Raw genomic sequence first — 18,647 nt, 5'->3', positions numbered from 1 at the left:
AAAAAAATAATATAATGAATATTACAAGAGAGCAAGTTGATGCTTTAAACGCGATTGTTACGGTTGCAGTAACTAAAGAGGATTATGCAGATAAAGTGCAAAAAGTATTAGCAGATTACAGAAAGAACGCTAACATACCCGGTTTTAGAAAAGGAGCTGTGCCTATGAGTTTAATTCAAAAACAATATGGTAAAGCTGTACTTTTAGATGAAGTAAATAAAATATTACAATCTTCTTTAAACGATTATCTAGTTGAAGAAAAATTAGATATTCTTGGAAATCCACTTCCAAAAGTAACAGAAGAATTTGATTGGAATAAAGATAATTTTACTTTTGAGTTTGAATTAGGTTTAGCTCCTGAATTTGCAGTTGATTTAGATGCAAACTCCAATGTAACCAAATTTGATATTGTTGCTGATGAAAAAATGTTAGACGAGCAAGTTGAGCGTATTCAAAAGCAATATGGAAAAATGATTTCTCAAGATAAAGTTTCAGAAGACCATACATTAAGAGGGACTTTCTCAAATGAAGAAAAAGGAATTCATAATACGACTACGATTACTTTAGATATCTTCAATGATAAAAAAGTAGCTAAAAAGTTTGTAGGTAAAAAAGTGGGAGATGTGGTTGAATTAGAGACAAAAGGACTTTTTGATGATGACCATAAATTAATGGATTATTTAAAAGTATCTCATGATGATGTTCATGGTTTAGATGTAGTGGTTAATTTTAATATTGAAGAAATTAATGCCGTTGAAAAAGCAGAATTAAACCAAGAATTATTTGATAAATTGTTTGGAGAAGGAAATGTAACTTCTGTTGAAGAATTAAAAACAAAAATAAAAGAAGATGCTGAAGGACAATTTGGACAACAGGCTGATCAAAAGTTCTTAAATGATGTAATTGAATCATTAATTGAAAATACAAAATTTGAATTACCTGCTGTTTTCTTAAAAAAATGGATTCAAACCGTTGGAGAAACACCTTTATCTCCAGAGCAAGCTGAGGAAGAATATGCGAAATCTGAAAAAGGGTTACGTTATCAATTAATTGAAAATAAAATCATTGCTTCAAATAATTTACAAATTCAGTTTGAAGATTTAAAAGCGCATACCGCTGAATTGATTAAAAAGCAAATGGCTCAGTTTGGTCAATTAAATCCTACAGATGAAGAAGTGGATGGAATTGTAGCAAGAGTACTTTCTAATCAAGAAGAAGTAAAACGTTTGTCTGAACAAGTTATGAATGAAAAAATGTTAACTTTATTTAAAGAAAAAATTAACGCAAAATCGAAAAAAGTTAACTATCAAGAGTTTATTAAAGAGATGTATGGAGAATAAAATCTCATAAAAAATAATTATCTTTGAACGTCAAACTTTGGTTTGACGTTCTTAGTTTATAAACCAATAATAAAGTTATAATGAATTACGGAAAAGACCCGAGAGCTTCGCTCGAAATGGCGAAGCAATTTAAAAAATACGCAACGAAACACCATGGAGTAAATAGTTTGTACTACGATAAAATTGTGAGTAGCATGACTCCATACATTATTGAAGAACGCCAAATGAATGTGGCTTCAATGGACGTTTTTTCACGTTTAATGATGGACAGAATCATTTTCTTAGGAACGGGTGTTGATGATTATGTAGCCAATATTATTCAAGCCCAATTGCTGTTCTTAGAGAGTACAGATGCTTCTAAAGATATTAGTATCTATATCAATTCTCCTGGAGGAAGTGTTTATGCTGGTTTAGGAATATATGATACAATGCAATTGGTAAAACCTGATGTAGCTACAATTTGCACTGGAATGGCAGCTTCCATGGGAGCAGTTTTATTGTGTGCCGGAGCAGATGGAAAGCGATCTGCTTTACCACATTCAAGAGTAATGATTCATCAACCTTCAGGTGGCGCGCAAGGTGTGGCTACAGATATGGAAATCAACTTGAAAGAAATGTTGAAATTAAAAGAAGAACTGTATCAAATTATTTCTCATCATTCAAAACAACCTTATGATAAAGTGTATAAAGACAGTGAAAGAGATTACTGGATGATTGCATCTGAAGCAAAAGAATATGGAATGATAGATGAAGTTTTAGAAAGAAAATAAAAATCAGTTTTTAGATTACTAAATAATAGTGTCTAATTACTAAAAATAGAAAAATGGCAAAAGAAGTATTAGAGTGTTCTTTTTGTGGAAGAAAAAAGCCAGAGACTAACTTATTAATTGCAGGTATTGATTCTCATATTTGTGATCGATGTATAGAACAAGCTCACGGAATAGTTTTAGAAGAATTAAGACAAAGTGGGAAAACAGAACTTTTATCTGATTTGATTTTATTAAAACCTAAAGAAATTAAAGGTTTTTTAGATCAATACATTATTGGTCAAGATGAAACTAAAAAAGTAATGAGTGTTGCTGTTTATAATCATTACAAACGATTAATGCAAACCCAAACTGATGATGAGGTTGAAATAGAAAAGAGTAATATTATCATGGTTGGGCAAACAGGTACAGGAAAAACATTAGTAGCTAAAACCATTGCAAAAATGTTGAATGTTCCCTTAGCTATCGTTGACGCTACAGTTTTAACAGAAGCGGGTTATGTGGGAGAAGATGTGGAAAGTATCTTAACACGTTTACTTCAAGCTGCAGATTATGATGTAGAAAGAGCACAAAGAGGTATCGTTTTTATTGATGAAATTGATAAAATTGCTCGTAAAAGTGATAATCCTTCCATAACAAGAGATGTGTCTGGAGAAGGTGTGCAACAAGCATTATTAAAATTGCTAGAAGGAACAATTGTAAATGTACCACCTAAAGGAGGAAGAAAACATCCAGATCAAAAATTTGTTGAGGTAAATACACAAAATATCCTTTTTATTGCTGGAGGTGCTTTCGATGGGATTGAAAAAATTATTTCTAAAAGATTGAATAGACAAGCTGTAGGGTATAGTACTTCTAAAGAAGCTAATGAAATTGATAAGGATAATTTATTACAATATGTAATTCCTAAAGATTTGAAGGACTTTGGGTTAATTCCTGAAATTATTGGAAGATTACCTGTATTGTCATATATGAATCCATTAGATGCTGAAACACTTAGAGCGATTCTAACTGAGCCCAAAAATGCATTAGTAAAACAATATAAGAAATTGTTTGAAATGGATGATGTAGAATTTTCAATTGAAGAAGAGGCATTACAATTTATTGTTGAAAAAGCATTGGAATATAAATTAGGAGCAAGAGGACTGCGTTCACTATGTGAAGCAATTCTAACGGATGTAATGTTTGATTTGCCTAGTTCCTCTGAAAAAGTCTTACATGTTACAAAAGATTTTGCCGAGCATAGTTTAAATAAAAATTTATTACAACGTTTAAAAACAGCTTCATAAAAGTAAAAAATCCCGATAATTATATTTTATCGGGATTTTTTTTAAATTAAAAGAGATGAAACGTTTTTTAGTTGTTTGTTAAGGTAGTATCACTAACCTCTAAATTTTTATTGATAATAAATTCAACACGTCTATTTTCTGAATCTTGGATTTCAGTACAAACTTCACAAACATGAATTGGTTTAGATTCTCCATATCCTTTGTGGTCCAATCTTGATTTGTTAATTCCTTTTGAAATAAGATAATCATAAGTTGATTTGGCTCTTTTTTGAGATAAGGCTAAGTTGTATTTTTCTGATCCTTTGGTGTCTGTATGTGCGTTTATTGTTAAAGTCATATCGGGTATTTCATTCATAACAGCTACCACTTTGTCTAAAGATAATTGAGATTCTTCTTTTAAACTAGCTTTGTTAAAATCAAAAAAGATATTTTCCATTACAATAGCATCATTAATAATCTCTGGTTTTTTCTGGTTCATTTTTATTACTTCAGAAACATACCCATTTTCTGTAGAAGCATTGATAGACTCCGAACTAGGTTCGTATCCGTCTTTTTCTGTTGCAATGGTATAGGAACTCAAAGGCTCGATTATTAATTTGATTTCACCCTTGTCGTTGGTTTTTGTTTCTTTTACTTTTGTACCGAATTCATCGGTAATAATTACATTTGCATTTGGAAGCTTAATTTTTGAGTTGCTTTCAACAACTAGAAGATTCAATTGCTGTTCTTGTTTTTGAATTTCAAAGCGATAAATGTCGAAATTTTCTTTGTCCTCTTCTTTGTTAATAGAAATATATCCTTGATTTTTATTTACTAAAATATAACCTACTTCATCTTTTTTAGAGTTTAATCCAGATCCAAGGTTTTTTCTATTTACATAATTATTTTCAACTATTGAACCTCTAAAAACATCATAACCGCCATAAGTATCTCCACCATTTGAGGAAAAATAAATGTATTTATTTTCGGGTGTTACAAATGGGTATTTTTCATCATTTGAAGAATTTATTTCTTTTCCAAGATTTTTAATATTTTTTAAAGTTCCATCCGGTTTTATTTCACCTACATATAAGTCATATCCTCCAAAACCGCCAGGCATATTAGAAGAGAAGTAAAGGGTGCTATCCGTTTTATTATAAAAAGGATTTTCGACACTATAGCTCTCGTTGGTTACTGGTATTTCAATAATGTCTTTCCAATACCCTTGAATTTCAGTATCTAAATCGGCTTTGTATAATTTATGATTATCTGAAGTTGCAGTAGAATGAGTAAAATAAATAGTTTTATCTTCATTAGAAAAAGTCATTGAGCCTTCATTAAAGTCCGAATCTAAAACAGTTGAAAATTGCAATGGAAAAGAAAGATTTCCATTCTTATCTACATTTGTACAATAAATATTATTATTAAATTTATTTAAAGTTTCATTAAAAGTTGTTTTTGTATGCCTTCTTTTTTTATTTGAAATTATTAAGAATTTATCTCTAAAAAATGTAGCACCAATTTCTGATAGTTCGGTATTTACACCTGTGTCTGTAAGAATAAATTTTAGTAATGAATCATTATTTAGTGTAAGAAGGTTTCCTGTTGTTGAATCATCAATAAAACTGTCCTGACTCATTCCTAACAAGGGAATACAAAAAACACAAAAAAATAATTTTTTCATAGTGATAGGTTAATTTGACTTTGCAGTTGCAAATATTAAGTCGAATTAACGCATAAAAAAAGAATAATCGGTTAATTGTTAAAAAAACTCGTTATAAAGGCATGACTCGGAAAGATAGATAGAAAAAAAACGAAAAAAATTGTTAATAATTTATAAATCAATTTATTATGATAAAATTAACAAATGATATTGCGAGGACTATTTTTATCTAATGCTTTGAATTCGATATTGCATTTTCTGTATGGACCACATTTATATCTTCTAGGACCACATGAAGAAAAAAATAGACAACAGATAATGATAAGGCAAAAGTATTTCATAAAATATTGCTTTAGTTTAAATTTGATATACTTGATGTTGTAACAGTTCTTCTAAATAAATCCTTTCATTTGATAATCTAGGAATTTTATGTTGCCCTCCCAATTTATCTTTTTCCTTTAACCAATCATAGAATAAATTAGGTCTAGCAATATTAATGACTAACGGATTTAAAGTCATGTTATTGTGTCTTTTGGCTTCGTAGTCAGAGTTTAATAATTGTATGTTTTTATCTAATAATGTTGAAAAGGTGTCAATGTTTTGTGGTTTAATTTTAAATTCAATGATCCATTCGTGGGCACCTTTGGTTTTTTCATGCATAAAAATGGGTGCTACGGTATAATCTACTACCTCGCAGTTCAATTCTTGGCATGTTTTTGCAATGGCTTTATCTGTATTCTCTACCATCAATTCTTCACCAAAAACATTAATATGATGTTTGGTCCTTCCTGTAACTACTATGCGATAAGGATTAGTAGAAGTAAATCGAATAGTATCTCCTATTAGGTACCTCCAAAGCCCAGAATTGGTAGAAATAACAATGGCATAATTTTTATTAATTTCTACCTGATTTAAAGGAATAGCTCTTTGATTTGATGTGCCAAATGTATCCATAGGTATAAATTCATAAAAGATACCGTAGTCTAGCATTAATAATAATTCATTAGAATTATTTCGATCCTGAATGGCAAAAAAGCCTTCTGAAGCATTGTAAATCTCATAATATCTAAAATTATCTTTAGGGAATAATTTTTTATAGGGTTCTCTATAAGGTTCAAAATTTACACCACCATGAAAATAAACTTCTGCATTGGGCCAAATGTCTATTAAATTTTCTTTACCAGTGGTTTCTAATGTTTTGTTGAGTAAGACCATCATCCAACTAGGTACACCTGCTAAACTGGTTACATTCTCTTGGATAGTTTCATTAATTATAGCCGGTAATTTAGTTTCCCAATCTCCCATAAGTGATACTTTATTGCTTGGAGTAGAACTAAATTCGGCCCAAATAGGCATATTATCAATTAGAATAGCTGATAAGTCTCCAAAAAAAGTATTATTATCTTCATATAATTGTTTACTTCCTCCTAAACGCAAACTCTTACCAGTGAATAATTGAGAGTTTTCATTATTATTCAAATAAAGGCATAATAAATCTTTACTTGCTTTGTAATGGCACAAATCTAAGGTTTCGTTACTTACCGGAATAAATTTACTTTTTGCATTAGTTGTACCGCTTGATTTTGCAAACCATTTTATTGGCGAAGGCCAAAATACATTTTGTTGTCCTTTTCGAGTCTGTTCAATTAAGGGTTCTAAATCTTCATAAGTTGATATAGGAACACGTTCCGTAAAAGTTTGATAGTTTTTAATGCTTGAAAAGTCGTATTGTTTGCCTAAAAAAGTATTTTCAGCTGTTCTAATCAAATTGATTAACAGTTCTTCTTGTACTTCATCAGGGTATTTTAAAAACAACTCCATTTGATGAATTCGTTTTTTTAAAATCCACGAAGCAATAGAATTAATAATTGGAAACGCCATTTTTAGAATTACAAATTATGAATTATAAAATACGAATGATAACTTTACCAAAAATAACATTTTTTTTAAATCTAAACTCATTAAAAGTAAAATTCCCATGACATATCAAGGAGTGCTTCAAAAAATGCAAACTGAATTAGCGCAACCTATTCAATATTATTTAGTCTTTGAAGATAGTTTTTTAAATGTAAACCAACTGCTAAACAAAGAATTAGAAATTGTTTTTCAAGGTTACCAATGTTTAAATTGCGGTCAACCGAAAAAGATTTTTAGACAAGGATTTTGTTATGATTGTTTTATGAGTAGTCCGGCAGTAGGTGATTGGATTATGAAACCTGAGTTAAGTACAGCGCATTTAGATATAGAAGATAGAGATTTAGAATATGAAAAAAGGGTGCAGTTACAACCACATATAGTGTATTTAGCATTGTCTAGTGAAGTGAAAGTAGGAGTTACTAGAAAAACACAAGTGCCTACAAGATGGATAGATCAAGGTGCTGTGGAAGCGGTTCCTATTGTTGAGGTGCCTAATCGATATTTAGCTGGGATAACGGAAATTGCATTAAAAAATCATTTTGTTGATAAAACCAGTTGGCAAAAGATGCTAAAGAATGAAATTCTTACAGCAGATTTACAGGCAGAAAGAAAAAAGACTTTTGAATGGTTACCCAGTGAAGTAAAAAATTATTTTACAACTGAGGCTCCGTTATATCATTTAGAATTTCCTGTTTTGTATTATCCTAAGAAGGTAAGTAGTTTGAATCTAGATAAAACACCTAATTATACAGGTAAAGTAATAGGGATTAAAGGGCAATACTTATTGTTTGAAGACGGTACCGTTTTTAATATTAGAACTTATGAAGGTTATGTTGTTAAAATGAGTATCTAATTAAAATTAAGAGATGGCTCAAAAATCAATTGGTATAGATCTAAATATATTTAGAATAACCATTTTTGATTTTTGAGCCATTTCTTTTATATGTTTTGCCTTATTCTTTCTTTTTCTTTCCTCCTAAAAGTCCACCTAAGACATTCTTTACTTCATTTTTAATATTTTCTTTTGGAGTCGTTGTGGTTTTAGTTGTATCGGTAGCATTTGTGGTGCTATTAGTATTGTCTTTTGTTCCATTAAATAAATTGGTTAATGCGCTAGTGCCTTGATTAACTAGTTTCTCTTTTTGCATTTTTACAATTTGCGATGCTAAGTTAGTAGAGGCTTGCTTCAAATCGGTTTTTATATTTGGATTTGTGAAATTACCTGTTAGATTCGCAGTTACTGGAACGCTTTCTATTTTTTGTTGGTCAGCAGGTGTAAGTTTGTTTAATAAACTAGTAACTTCTGTGCCTAAATATTTTGCTGGAACGTCAAATTTTACATCATAATTCATTGTTTGGTCAAATCCATGTGTTCCACCAATTGTCATATTAATATCTTCATACTTTAAATTCATTGGTTTTAAAGCTACTTTTCCATCTTTAAAAGATAGAGATGCTTTAATGTCATTCAAATTTAATTTGGTTACATCTAAAAATTTCACATTGGAACTCAAAGCAGTTAATAAAGTTGAGTTTTTCTCATTAACGGTTGTAGATAATAGTTGCCCTGCTAAATCTCCAGAAAGTGTCTTTAAATTAGGTGTCATATCGTCTGTTAAATCACCAGATAATTTTATGGTAGAATTTAATTTTCCATTAATTACATTAGCAATAGGTGCAATACTTTTAAGCATTTCTAGTTGGGTAAAAGATTCTGCAATGTTTACTGCATTTAATCCTAAATCCATATTGAAAGTAGGCTTGGTACCTTTTGTTGAAACTGTACCTGTTAAACCAATGCTTCCGCCAAAAACGTCCATTTTAAGATTGCTTAATGAAATAGCTTCATCTTTTATGGCTAAGTTACCACTTACATTTTTTAAATCTAAATTGTCATATACTACTGTTCCAGCTTTAGCAGAAATACTACAATCTAAAAATGAAGGTATTTTTACAGCTTCAGTAGTAGTTTTTTTTCCATCGTCTGAAGTAGTAGTTGTAGGAGACATAAAATCGGAAACGACTAATCGAGAAGAATTCATGTCAAAACTTCCTTTTAAAACTTGTTTTTTAAATAAGAAACCGTATAAGTTGTCTAATCCTCCAGTTACTTTAAGATCAGAAGAACCTGTTTTAGCATCAAATTCATTCAATCGAATTTGGTTAGGATTAAAAGCAAGAGAAGTGTTAATAATTTCAAATGGTTTAGCCATTTCTGGACCTTCATACTTAAAGCCACTTAGCGAAATTGTTCCTGCGTTTTGAATGTTTTGGTACTGACTCGTTTCTACTGATTTCATATCAAATTTAGTAGTAACATCAGCTTTTAAAATACCTGTTAAAGGTTTGTCTAATTGAACAGGGTATGCTTTGGTTACATTCGCTAAATTAATTGTTCCTTTTAGGGCTGCATCTACTAATGGGTTTTCAGTTAGATTTTTAACCGTAGCTTTTGCGTTAAAAACATCTTGGTCTATAGAAAAAGATAATTTGTCTAAATTAACGTAAGTATCGTTAGTTATTCCAGTTTCATTTACAATGTGTGTGTCAATTACTATATTTTTAACCGATTTCGGTAAATCTGGATATTGAAAAGAAGCATTATCAGATGCTAATTCAATATTAAATTTTGGAATAGTAGTTTCTGTAAGTTTTCCATCAACTTTTCCATTTACTCTAAATTCACCCGTAGTTTTAACTTGATTAATATTTCCAGAATAGGCTTCAGGAATCAATCCTAGGAAATTCTTAAAATCTGAAGTAGGTGTTTTAAATGTTAAATTGTATAATTGACCCTCTTCTAGCATTTGAATAAAACCATTAAATTCTAATGGCAATTGATTAATTAAAGCTTTATTGTCTTTAAATTCATATTTGCTTTTGTCTAAATCGATACCTAAAACAGCGTCTAAAGATAGAGTTACATTTTTCATAAAATTAGTACTATCCATTTCAAAAGAAACCTTAGTAGTTGTTTTAGTGTCTAAATCTAATTTTTGCTGTGCAAAATTTCCTTTACCAGTATGATTAAGGCTATCTAAAACCATTTTCATTTTGGCACCTTCGTCTAAGAAGGTAAAGCGCAAATTATTAATGGCATATTCTTGAATATTAAGCGCAAAAGGTTTGCTTTCTGTAGTGCTTGTATCTTCTTCTTGATTTTTTAATGCAATATCAAAATTACCTAAACCATCTTTGTTAAATATAACATTTACAATCGCATTGTTGCTACTAAAACCTTGTAAATTCATGGGTTCGTTATCACCTTTGAACAATTCTTTAATGCTCATTTTTAGGTTCAATTCACCAGCATAAAAGAGAGTATCTCCTTCAAAAGGGGCTTTGTTTATAATGCTAAGTTTGTCTATAGATACATTAGCATTAGGAAAGTTTCTAAACAAACTTAAATCTACATCTTCAAAGGCAACAGTAGCGTCTACATTTTCATTGATTGATTTTAAAACCAATGCTTTAATCTTATCTTTAAATAAAAATGGAGCTGCTGCTAATGCAATTACAACTACGAGAAGAAATATACCAACAATTTTGAGTATTTTCTTGAATGTGAATTTTTTAGCCATAGTAATAGGATTTTGAAGATTTTAAGGTTTGTATTACAAATGTAATACCAAAATCAAAAAAATCATACTAAGAAAAGGATAAATTTTTATATAATTTTCATTAATCAATATTTAACTCTTCATTCGTTTTTAAATGAAATTTTTTTCTAAAATAGTAGACTGCTAAATACATAAATGGCGTATCTAAGAGTGCAATAATGACTTTGAAAAGAAAGCCACTAATGAACAAAGGAAGAAATAAATTCCATGCTAAGATGTTAAAACTGCATAATAATAAAAGTACACAAAGGGTATCTACAGCTTGAGAAGTCATTGTGGAAAAATTGTTTCTAACCCATAGCATTTTTCCTTTGGTTATTTTTTTCCAAAAATGATATACTTGAATATCGATATACTGAGCAAATAAATAGGCTAGCATAGAAGCAATGACCGCTAAAGCAGTTTGACCAAAAACTTTTGAAAATAATGCGTCACTTACTGGAGAATTTTCCAAAGCCGGAGCCAAATTAGCAATATAAATAATTCCTAAAGAAAATATTGAAGCAAAAATACCTGTGGTAACCACTTGATTGGCTTTTTTCTTGCCATAAATTTCAGAAATAATATCGGTAATTAAAAAAGTAATAGGGTATGGAATAATGCCTACAGAGATTTGAAATAGTTTTGCTCCAAAAAATTCAACGTTTCCAAAAGGATACCAATAAAAGAATTTCTGAAAAATTAAATTAGAAACTACTAAAGAGCAAATAAATAAACTAGTAAGGATTAAATAGATGCGTTGTGCTAAAAATTTATTTTCTGTAGTCATTGGTTTAAATTTAACTACAATGTTACAAAAAAAGCTATTTCAATCTTTAAGAAAGAAATAGCTTTTGTAATTTATGATATAAGAAAAAACTATTTTATTTGAAGTTCAAAAGGCATAATGGCTTGCACTCCTTTTAATTGATTGGCTCTTTTAATTTGTTCTAGCAAACGGAAATTTTCTTCACCAATTTGTTCTTTTAATAAAGTTTCTCTCGATTGAAACATTGAAATTCCTGTAAAATTACCAATTAAATCTTCAAAGGATTTATCATATTCTGGATAATTTTCAATTCTGTATTCTTTAATCTTTGCTATTTTAGCAGCATATTTTAAGGCTTCTTCTAAGCCACCAAGTTCATCAACTAATCCATTTTTTAACGCATCAGCTCCTGTCCATACACGTCCTTGAGCAATAGCATCTACTTGTTCGCGTGTCATTTTTCTTCCTGTTGCTACTCTAGTTAAGAAAGTACTGTAGATATTTTCAATGCTTTCTAATGTGAAAGCTTTAAAATTTTCATCTACGGGTTCAAAAACACTATACCCAGAAGCATTTTGATGTGTTTTTACTTGTTCTGCATTAATACCAATATTTTTTCCTAATTCGTTCATGTTTGGAAGCATCCCAAAAACACCTATAGATCCTGTGATTGTATTAGGTTCAGCGAAAATTCTATTCGCATTACATGAAATATAATAACCACCAGAAGCCGCTACATTTCCCATAGATACCACAACGGGCTTAACTTTCTTTGTAATTTCAATTTCTCTCCAGATTAATTCAGAGGTTAGTGCACTTCCACCAGGACTATCCACTCGTAATACAATGGCTTTTACGTCTTCGTCCTCCCTTGCTTCTTTAAGTGCTCTTTTTACTGCTCCTTCACCAATAATGTTTACGTCTCCTTCACCACCTTGTATCTCTCCTTGAGCATATACAACAGCAACAATATCTTTTACCGAGAAATCAGTAGAAGAAGTGGCCACTTTCTTAGCATATTTTAAAATATCAACCGTGTCATAATCTTTATCCTCTTTTACTTTTAATTGTTTTTTAATAGCTTCGTGATATTCATCTTCATATGCTATTTTATCAATCATGTGTTTTGCTAAAGCTAATTCTGGAGTACGTGCACCTAATGAATTGGCAATGCTATTTAAACTATCAACCGAAATTTTTCTACTTTTCGAAATGTCACTCACAATCGTATTCCATACCGAATTTAATAAAACAGTAATTTGTTCTCTATTCTCCGGACTCATTTCTTGAGCTAAGAAAGGCTCAACGGCACTTTTGTATTTTCCATGACGAATTACCTCCATTTTAATACCCGTTTTCTCTTGTAATTCTTTCATGTAAATTATTTCAGAAGACAAGCCTTTAAAGTCTAATTCACCTATTGGATTCAAGTATAAGGTATCGGCAACCGAATTTAAATAATAATCACGTTGCGAAATAAAATTAGAGTAGGCGACCACAAATTTGCCCGATTTTTTAAAGTTTTCTAATTGATCTCTCAATGCTTTGCTTTGAGCCATCCCTAATTGTAACTCATTGTTTAAAATAGAGATTCCTTTAATTTTATTATCTGTTTTTGCCGCTTCTATAGCATTAAGAATGTCAATCAAACCATCATGTTTTGTTTCAAAATAATTGAATTCTTTAAAGTTTATTTTTCCGCCATAATCAAGAGTTACTTTAGATAGATCGAGTTCTAAAACAGAGTTTTCTTTCACTTTAACCGTATCATTATCTCCACCAAATATAGCACCAAGTAAGATAAATCCAAAGAAGAACACCATACAGAAAACAAAGATTCCTATTACAGTGGCTAACACATTTCCTAAAAATTTCATTTTATATCCATTTAATTTATATGAGATATATGTATGCTAAATGAATAAAAAGTTACATGTTCATAAAAAAATAGAAAATAGAAATTATAAGTCTAAAAATGTTTGTTATTTTGCCACAGATGAAAAAACAACATCAAATACTAGTTTCTATAGGAAGTAATTTAGGAAATCGATTAGAAAATCTTTCTCGAGCCACCGTTATTATACATGAACAAATAGCCAGTGTTGTTAAAATTTCCAAAATATATGAAACACCTTCTTGGGGTTTTGAAAGTGCAGCCTTTTATAATGCCGTTTTACTGATTCATTCAAATAAAAGTCCACAGAAGATTCTTTCTCAATTGTTAAAAATTGAAAAACAAATGGGACGTGTGCGCACCCAAGAAAAAGGGTATGAGGCTAGAATAATTGATTTGGACATTATTAGTTATGAAAATGATATCATAACAACCGAAAACTTGCAAATTCCACATCCAAGAATGCAAGACAGAAACTTTGTTTTGTTGCCCTTAAAAGAAATACAACCTTATTGGGAACATCCAATATTAAAGAAAACGGTAGCCGAATTACTAGAAGTTACTAAAGATTCTAGTGTGTGTAAAGTGGTGCATGTTCTAGCTTCACCCATTGAGAATTTAGGATTGCAACAGTATAATTACATTGCTATTGAAGGCAATATAGGTGCTGGAAAAACGACTTTGGCTACTAAAATAGCGGAAGATTGTAATGCAAAGTTAGTACTTGAACGTTTTGCAGATAATCCTTTTTTACCCAAGTTTTATAAAGACCAAAATCGTTATGCTTTTCCTTTAGAAATGTCTTTTTTAGCAGATAGGTATCAGCAATTGCATGATGATTTAGCACAATTTGATTTATTTAAAGATTTTATTGTTGCGGATTATCATATATTTAAATCTTTAATTTTTGCCAAGGTTACACTCAATGAAGATGAGTTTCGATTGTATAAAACTATGTTTGATATTATTCATCGTGAAACGGCTAAACCAGATTTGTACATTTATTTGTACCAAAACACCGAACGACTTTTATCGAATATTAAAAAAAGAGGGCGTAACTATGAACAAGAGATACCGGCTCAATATCTAGAAAAAATTAATAGAGGTTATCTAGACTATATCAAGTCGCAAACACATTTGAATGTATTAATCATTGATGTATCAGATCTAGATTTTGTGAAAAGACAAGAAGATTATGTTTTTTTACTTAATCAAATTAAAAACAAGATAAACAATAAGTAAGATTACTTTACTGCAATTTAATTTTTTCAAAGAAATCCTTTTTGTAGGTTTCACTAATTGGAATTCTTAGGTTGTCTATAATAATCCTATTTTTTTGAATTGATTTAATATGTTGTAAATTAACCACATAGGAATTATGAACCCTAATAAAATCTTTATTGTTTATTTTTTCTAAAAGATTATTAAAATTTGATAAAGTAAGAACAGACTTACCATCAGCTAAATTGATTTTTAAATAGTCTTTTAAACCTTCAATATATTTGATATCTTGGATAGTAATTTTAATGTTTTCGTAATCCGATTTTATAAAAATATACTTGTTTTCTGGATTATTTATAAAAATAGGTTGATTGTCGGAAATTTCTTCTACATGCTGAAAGGAGCCGTTATAAATTTTATTGATGGCTTTTAAAAAACGCTTATAAGAAATAGGTTTTAATAGATAATCCACAGCATCTAAATTAAATCCTTCCACAGCATATTGAGGAAAAGCAGTGGTAAAAATAATATTTGGTTTTACACTCAACGATTCGACTAAATCAACACCATTAATCATAGGCATTTCAATGTCTAAAAAAACTAAGTCAATAGGGTTTTCAGCTATAAAGCGAATCGCTTCAATAGGATTTGTAAAAGTTTGAATGATATCTAAATTGTCTATGGTATCAGAATATTTCTTTAAAATTTCTATTGCCAAAGGTTCATCATCAATAATAATTGCCTTAATATTCATTTAAATCTATTTTAATGGATAGCTGATATTTATTGTTATTGTTGTTTATAATTAATGTATTGTTTGGGTAATATAAATTTAATCTTTTTATAGAATTCTCATTTCCTAGACTGAAAGAATCAGTTGCCTTTTTTTGGAAATGAATTTGGTTTTCCACATTAAAATCTAAAATGCCATCAATAATTTTAAATTCTATTAATATAACTTCTTCATAAACAGGATGTACTCCATATTTGAAAGCGTTTTCAATAAAAGAAATAAACAAAAGGGGATAGATAGTAACCGATTTGATATCTCCTTCTACTTTAAAAATAATAATATTGTTTGTGGTAATTCTAAGTTTTTGTAGTTCTATATAGTTATTAATGTATTCAATTTCTTCTTCTAAACTTACTTTTTTATCTATAGGCGTGTTGTTTTTATCAGAAAGCATGTAGCGCATTAAATCAGATAGATTTAGAATGGCTTGTGGTGTTTTTGGAGATTGAACAATCGACAAAAAATAAATTGTATTTAAAGAATTAAAAAAGAAATGTGGATTTAATTGTGCTTTTAAAAAATTCAATTCGGTAATTCGATTTTCGTTTTCTATTTCTTTTTGACGTTTAAAATTTTCATTTAAAAATTCATATAATTTTAAAAAAGAACTAACTGAAATAACCAGTAAAAAAATAACAACATTAGGTAAAACGTGCCTTGGTGGGGTTGGTTTGATTAATCTAATTTCATTAGCAGGAAGAGCAGGTCTAATTTCATAAGCAGGCATTGCAGGAGGTCTAAAATTTGTTCGTAAATAATCAAATTTTACAGATGCAATACTAATGACTGTATACGTAAAGCCAAATAAAAGTAATAAGGAAACAATATACAATAACCCCTTTTTTTTGACAATGAGTTGTTCTACTAAAAAATTAAAATTAATGTAAAAGATACAAACGCAAACGAGAAAAAGAGTTAGAAGAAAATAATTGAACACTCCTTTATTAAAAAAGTAATCATACATGAGAATAACAAAAAAGATGAACCAAACTAAAAAATGTATGACATATTTAGTTTGGTAATTCTTTTTTAAAAACACCCTTTTATTAAAATTAGAAATCAAATTTTAATTTTTAATTGTTGAATATCGCTTTCTGTTAAGGAAGGTTTTTCTCCTTTGTTTAGACGTTCTAGAACCTTGTCTAAGGTTTTTAGAGCATCTAAGCTGTCTTTAAAAGAGTGATTTCCTTCAATAGCAGGTATATTTTCTTGTTTAATGAATGGTTTTCCTTGCAGGTAAATTTCGTATCCAAATTTATTTTCTTCTATTTGATAAACGATTCCATCAAAAGCAATTGCTTTTTCTTTACAAGCTGAAAATAATTGAAATACTAACACAAATATAACGTAAATTAATAGATTCTTAATCATTGTCAACTTGTTCATTAAAAGGTTTAAATTCATACATATCATCTAAATATAAATTACTAGACCTTCCTAATAAAACAAAAGCACGATTACTAAAATTTAAAGCTACTGCATCTTGTCTAGACACTGCCTCAAAAGTAGTTTTCTTATTCCAATAGTCGGTATTAGGATTGTATTCCCAAGTGGTAGTGTTTGGAGTACCTAAACACACATAGCCATAATTATTTAAAGCAAAACCTACAGCATTACTTCTCAAAATAGTATATTCAGAAGTGTCATCATCATCACTATTAACAGCAATGTCTCTCAGTTTTGTCCATACTTCAGTATCCAAATCAAAACTCCAAAAATCCCTCAAATTAACACCATTAGATTTTCCTGTTCCCATATAAACTTTGTTTTGAATTCTAAAGGTAATTCCATCTCTTCTTTTATTACCTCCAAAGCCAAAAAGTTCGGTCCAAGTATCTGTATTAGGATCATATTTATGGAAATCTTTTCTGTCGTTTACACCATCATAGCCGCACCCCACATAGCCGTTTGTGTCTGAATTAAATGAAACAGCATTTCGTCTTACATCTCCACCAAAATCTGCAATTTGCGACCAAGAATTAGATGTAGGGTCATATTTGTAAAAATCTTTTTTTTCAGTAGAGCCATTATATCCTGCACCTATATAACCATAATTTCCTATAGAAAAACTAGAGGCAGCACTTCTTTTTTCTCCTGGAAAATTAGCTCTTTGTATCCAATAACCCCCTTCTAAATTGTATTCCCAAAAATCGTTTAGATAATTGTCTCCATCATAACCTACTCCTACATATCCTTTTTCACCTATTACAAAACTAGAGGCATTACTTCTAGCAATCCCATCAAAAGTAGCCGCTGTTACCCAGTTGCCTATATCGTCTTCATCATCTTCATCGTCTTTGTTGCAACTGACTAAGCTAGTAACTATAATTCCTAATAGTATGGGTATCAATTTCTTTTCTAACCATTTTTCTTTTTTTACCATTTTTTCTATTTATTTAAATTAAACTTAATTCCCATTGAAATAATAAAATCATTTTTAAAACTGTAATTTGTTGTTTCTATATCGTATTCGTTGATTTCTAATTTGTTATTAAAGCTTTTTCCTATAGATAATGTTATCTTACTTGTGTTTGAAAAATTATAATTGTAGGATAAAGACGTCGTTGTTTTGTTAAAAAAAAGCGATTGGTATTCTAAAACAGATGTAGCATTTGCTCGTGAAACAGTATTAGTAATGTGAGAAAAATAAGAGCGGTATGCTGTTTCTAGTGCCAATTCGTTCTTTTGGGACCAGTTGAAAAAAAGACCCGATTTTGGAAAACCAATTACCACTTTTAGTTTTTCATTAAAACGGTAATTGAAATCAAATACAGGATAAAAACGAGAATATCCAAACAATGTCCCATAACTTATACCAATGTTTAATTGCGATTTTGAATTAAATTTTTTTTCAAAAAGTGCAGACGAATTGAATAATAAAGAATTACTAATTTCAGATTCAAAATCGTTTGTCCTTATTTGAGGATTAACCATGAATACTAGATTAGTTGTGGCATTTAAAGGGATGCTTTTTTCTAATCCTATATCAAAAGAGTATAAGTTTTCTATGTTATACGAATTATATTCTGTTAGTTCAGTTAAAAAATGAAGTGAAGTAGTGCTAAAATTTGAAAAAAAACGGTATCCTTTTTTAAAATGCAATTCATATTGAAAATCATCTGAAATTGTAGAGATCACCTCTTTATTCGTGTCATAAGAACGAGTATATTGTAAGCTATTTTTATTTTGTGAAAGTCCTTTGCTAACACTCAATAGAATAATAAAAAATTGCCATTTATTCATAGTAGATGGGATTGTGAGCCAAAAGTATTTTATTAAGAAGGACACTAAAAAAAAGATATACTCGTGCGTCTTTTTTATCTATAAATCAGTTTTTTTTTTCGATTCCCTACAAAAAGAGATTTCCATTGGACATATCGATAAAAAAAAATAAGGTGTAGGTCATTTTAACGGAT

The 18,647-nt window shown here is 29.7% G+C and carries 15 protein-coding genes; 5 read left to right on the top strand and 10 right to left on the bottom strand.

Features of this window, described 5'->3' with window-relative positions:
- Window positions 1–14: 14 nt before the first annotated feature.
- From tig to clpX, 3 genes are all read left to right on the top strand, one after another.
- Window positions 15–1,340 (top strand): trigger factor, encoded by a 1,326-nt coding sequence (gene tig / locus HALO113_RS06440; RefSeq protein WP_159778239.1) that lies wholly within the window; start codon window positions 15–17, stop codon window positions 1,338–1,340.
- 80 nt (window positions 1,341–1,420) lie between these two features.
- Window positions 1,421–2,110 carry an ATP-dependent Clp endopeptidase proteolytic subunit ClpP gene (gene clpP / locus HALO113_RS06435; RefSeq protein WP_159778238.1) on the top strand — a complete coding sequence of 230 codons (690 nt, stop codon included), beginning with the start codon at window positions 1,421–1,423 and terminating at the stop codon, window positions 2,108–2,110.
- Window positions 2,111–2,163: 53 nt separating this feature from the next.
- The gene (clpX, locus tag HALO113_RS06430; RefSeq protein ID WP_159778237.1) at window positions 2,164–3,396 is read left to right on the top strand and encodes an ATP-dependent Clp protease ATP-binding subunit ClpX; all 1,233 of its coding nucleotides are present in this window, start codon (window positions 2,164–2,166) and stop codon (window positions 3,394–3,396) included.
- Between the two features lie 67 nt (window positions 3,397–3,463).
- Here the strand turns inward: clpX and HALO113_RS06425 are convergent, their stop codons facing one another.
- Window positions 3,464–5,059, bottom strand: a complete 1,596-nt coding sequence (locus HALO113_RS06425; RefSeq protein ID WP_159778236.1) for an OmpA family protein — start codon at window positions 5,057–5,059, stop codon at window positions 3,464–3,466.
- Window positions 5,060–5,395: 336 nt separating this feature from the next.
- Complete coding sequence (locus HALO113_RS06420; RefSeq protein WP_159778235.1) at window positions 5,396–6,919, bottom strand: GH3 auxin-responsive promoter family protein; 1,524 nt, start codon at window positions 6,917–6,919, stop codon at window positions 5,396–5,398.
- A 97-nt stretch (window positions 6,920–7,016) separates the two neighbouring features.
- Here HALO113_RS06420 and HALO113_RS06415 point away from each other — a divergent pair, with 97 nt between their 5' ends.
- The gene (locus tag HALO113_RS06415; protein WP_159778234.1) at window positions 7,017–7,808 is read left to right on the top strand and encodes a DUF2797 domain-containing protein; all 792 of its coding nucleotides are present in this window, start codon (window positions 7,017–7,019) and stop codon (window positions 7,806–7,808) included.
- A gap of 100 nt (window positions 7,809–7,908) precedes the next feature.
- Here HALO113_RS06415 and HALO113_RS06410 read toward each other — a convergent pair whose 3' ends face one another.
- The 3 genes from HALO113_RS06410 to sppA form a co-directional block, all read right to left on the bottom strand.
- A complete protein-coding gene (locus tag HALO113_RS06410) occupies window positions 7,909–10,536 on the bottom strand; it encodes an AsmA-like C-terminal region-containing protein (RefSeq protein WP_159778233.1) in 2,628 nt (875 codons plus the stop codon).
- Window positions 10,537–10,636: 100 nt separating this feature from the next.
- The gene (locus tag HALO113_RS06405; protein WP_159778232.1) at window positions 10,637–11,344 is read right to left on the bottom strand and encodes a queuosine precursor transporter; all 708 of its coding nucleotides are present in this window, start codon (window positions 11,342–11,344) and stop codon (window positions 10,637–10,639) included.
- A gap of 89 nt (window positions 11,345–11,433) precedes the next feature.
- Window positions 11,434–13,200, bottom strand: coding sequence for a signal peptide peptidase SppA (gene sppA / locus HALO113_RS06400; RefSeq protein WP_159778231.1), 1,767 nt, complete (start codon window positions 13,198–13,200; stop codon window positions 11,434–11,436).
- A gap of 119 nt (window positions 13,201–13,319) precedes the next feature.
- On the opposite strand from sppA, the gene folK reads away from it, so the two are divergent.
- A complete protein-coding gene (folK, locus tag HALO113_RS06395; protein WP_159779566.1) occupies window positions 13,320–14,459 on the top strand; it encodes a 2-amino-4-hydroxy-6-hydroxymethyldihydropteridine diphosphokinase in 1,140 nt (379 codons plus the stop codon).
- Window positions 14,460–14,466: 7 nt separating this feature from the next.
- On the opposite strand, the gene HALO113_RS06390 is transcribed toward folK, so the two are convergent.
- The 5 genes from HALO113_RS06390 to HALO113_RS06370 form a co-directional block, all read right to left on the bottom strand.
- Window positions 14,467–15,192, bottom strand: a complete 726-nt coding sequence (locus HALO113_RS06390) for a LytTR family DNA-binding domain-containing protein (RefSeq protein ID WP_236554608.1) — start codon at window positions 15,190–15,192, stop codon at window positions 14,467–14,469.
- Window positions 15,182–16,063, bottom strand: coding sequence for a sensor histidine kinase (locus tag HALO113_RS06385; RefSeq protein WP_159778230.1), 882 nt, complete (start codon window positions 16,061–16,063; stop codon window positions 15,182–15,184). Before HALO113_RS06385 ends, HALO113_RS06390 begins: the two co-directional genes overlap by 11 nt.
- 227 nt (window positions 16,064–16,290) lie before the next feature.
- The gene (locus tag HALO113_RS06380) at window positions 16,291–16,602 is read right to left on the bottom strand and encodes a DUF4907 domain-containing protein (protein WP_159778229.1); all 312 of its coding nucleotides are present in this window, start codon (window positions 16,600–16,602) and stop codon (window positions 16,291–16,293) included.
- Window positions 16,595–17,614, bottom strand: a complete 1,020-nt coding sequence (locus HALO113_RS06375; protein WP_159778228.1) for a kelch repeat-containing protein — start codon at window positions 17,612–17,614, stop codon at window positions 16,595–16,597. The genes HALO113_RS06380 and HALO113_RS06375 overlap by 8 nt, the downstream gene beginning before the upstream one ends.
- Before the next feature lie 5 nt (window positions 17,615–17,619).
- Window positions 17,620–18,474, bottom strand: coding sequence for a DUF6268 family outer membrane beta-barrel protein (locus HALO113_RS06370; RefSeq protein ID WP_159778227.1), 855 nt, complete (start codon window positions 18,472–18,474; stop codon window positions 17,620–17,622).
- Window positions 18,475–18,647: the final 173 nt, after the last annotated feature.

The sequence above is a fragment of the Flavobacterium sp. 9AF genome (assembly GCF_902506265.1).
GTDB lineage: Bacteria > Bacteroidota > Bacteroidia > Flavobacteriales > Flavobacteriaceae > Flavobacterium.
The sequence above is the reverse complement of the archived record's forward strand: the minus strand, read 5'-3'. Positions and strand labels throughout refer to the sequence as shown.

Excerpts from the sequence above, each read along its gene's own strand:
- tig (WP_159778239.1), top strand. The coding sequence starts at position 15 with ATGAATATTACAAGAGAGCAAGTTGATGCTTTAAACGCGATTGTTACG.
- clpP (WP_159778238.1), top strand. The coding sequence starts at position 1,421 with ATGAATTACGGAAAAGACCCGAGAGCTTCGCTCGAAATGGCGAAGCAA.
- clpX (WP_159778237.1), top strand. The coding sequence starts at position 2,164 with ATGGCAAAAGAAGTATTAGAGTGTTCTTTTTGTGGAAGAAAAAAGCCA.
- HALO113_RS06425 (WP_159778236.1), bottom strand. The coding sequence starts at position 5,059 with ATGAAAAAATTATTTTTTTGTGTTTTTTGTATTCCCTTGTTAGGAATG.
- HALO113_RS06420 (WP_159778235.1), bottom strand. The coding sequence starts at position 6,919 with ATGGCGTTTCCAATTATTAATTCTATTGCTTCGTGGATTTTAAAAAAA.
- HALO113_RS06415 (WP_159778234.1), top strand. The coding sequence starts at position 7,017 with ATGACATATCAAGGAGTGCTTCAAAAAATGCAAACTGAATTAGCGCAA.
- HALO113_RS06410 (WP_159778233.1), bottom strand. The coding sequence starts at position 10,536 with ATGGCTAAAAAATTCACATTCAAGAAAATACTCAAAATTGTTGGTATA.
- HALO113_RS06405 (WP_159778232.1), bottom strand. The coding sequence starts at position 11,344 with ATGACTACAGAAAATAAATTTTTAGCACAACGCATCTATTTAATCCTT.
- sppA (WP_159778231.1), bottom strand. The coding sequence starts at position 13,200 with ATGAAATTTTTAGGAAATGTGTTAGCCACTGTAATAGGAATCTTTGTT.
- folK (WP_159779566.1), top strand. The coding sequence starts at position 13,320 with ATGAAAAAACAACATCAAATACTAGTTTCTATAGGAAGTAATTTAGGA.
- HALO113_RS06390 (WP_236554608.1), bottom strand. The coding sequence starts at position 15,192 with ATGAATATTAAGGCAATTATTATTGATGATGAACCTTTGGCAATAGAA.
- HALO113_RS06380 (WP_159778229.1), bottom strand. The coding sequence starts at position 16,602 with ATGATTAAGAATCTATTAATTTACGTTATATTTGTGTTAGTATTTCAA.
- HALO113_RS06375 (WP_159778228.1), bottom strand. The coding sequence starts at position 17,614 with ATGGTAAAAAAAGAAAAATGGTTAGAAAAGAAATTGATACCCATACTA.
- HALO113_RS06370 (WP_159778227.1), bottom strand. The coding sequence starts at position 18,474 with ATGAATAAATGGCAATTTTTTATTATTCTATTGAGTGTTAGCAAAGGA.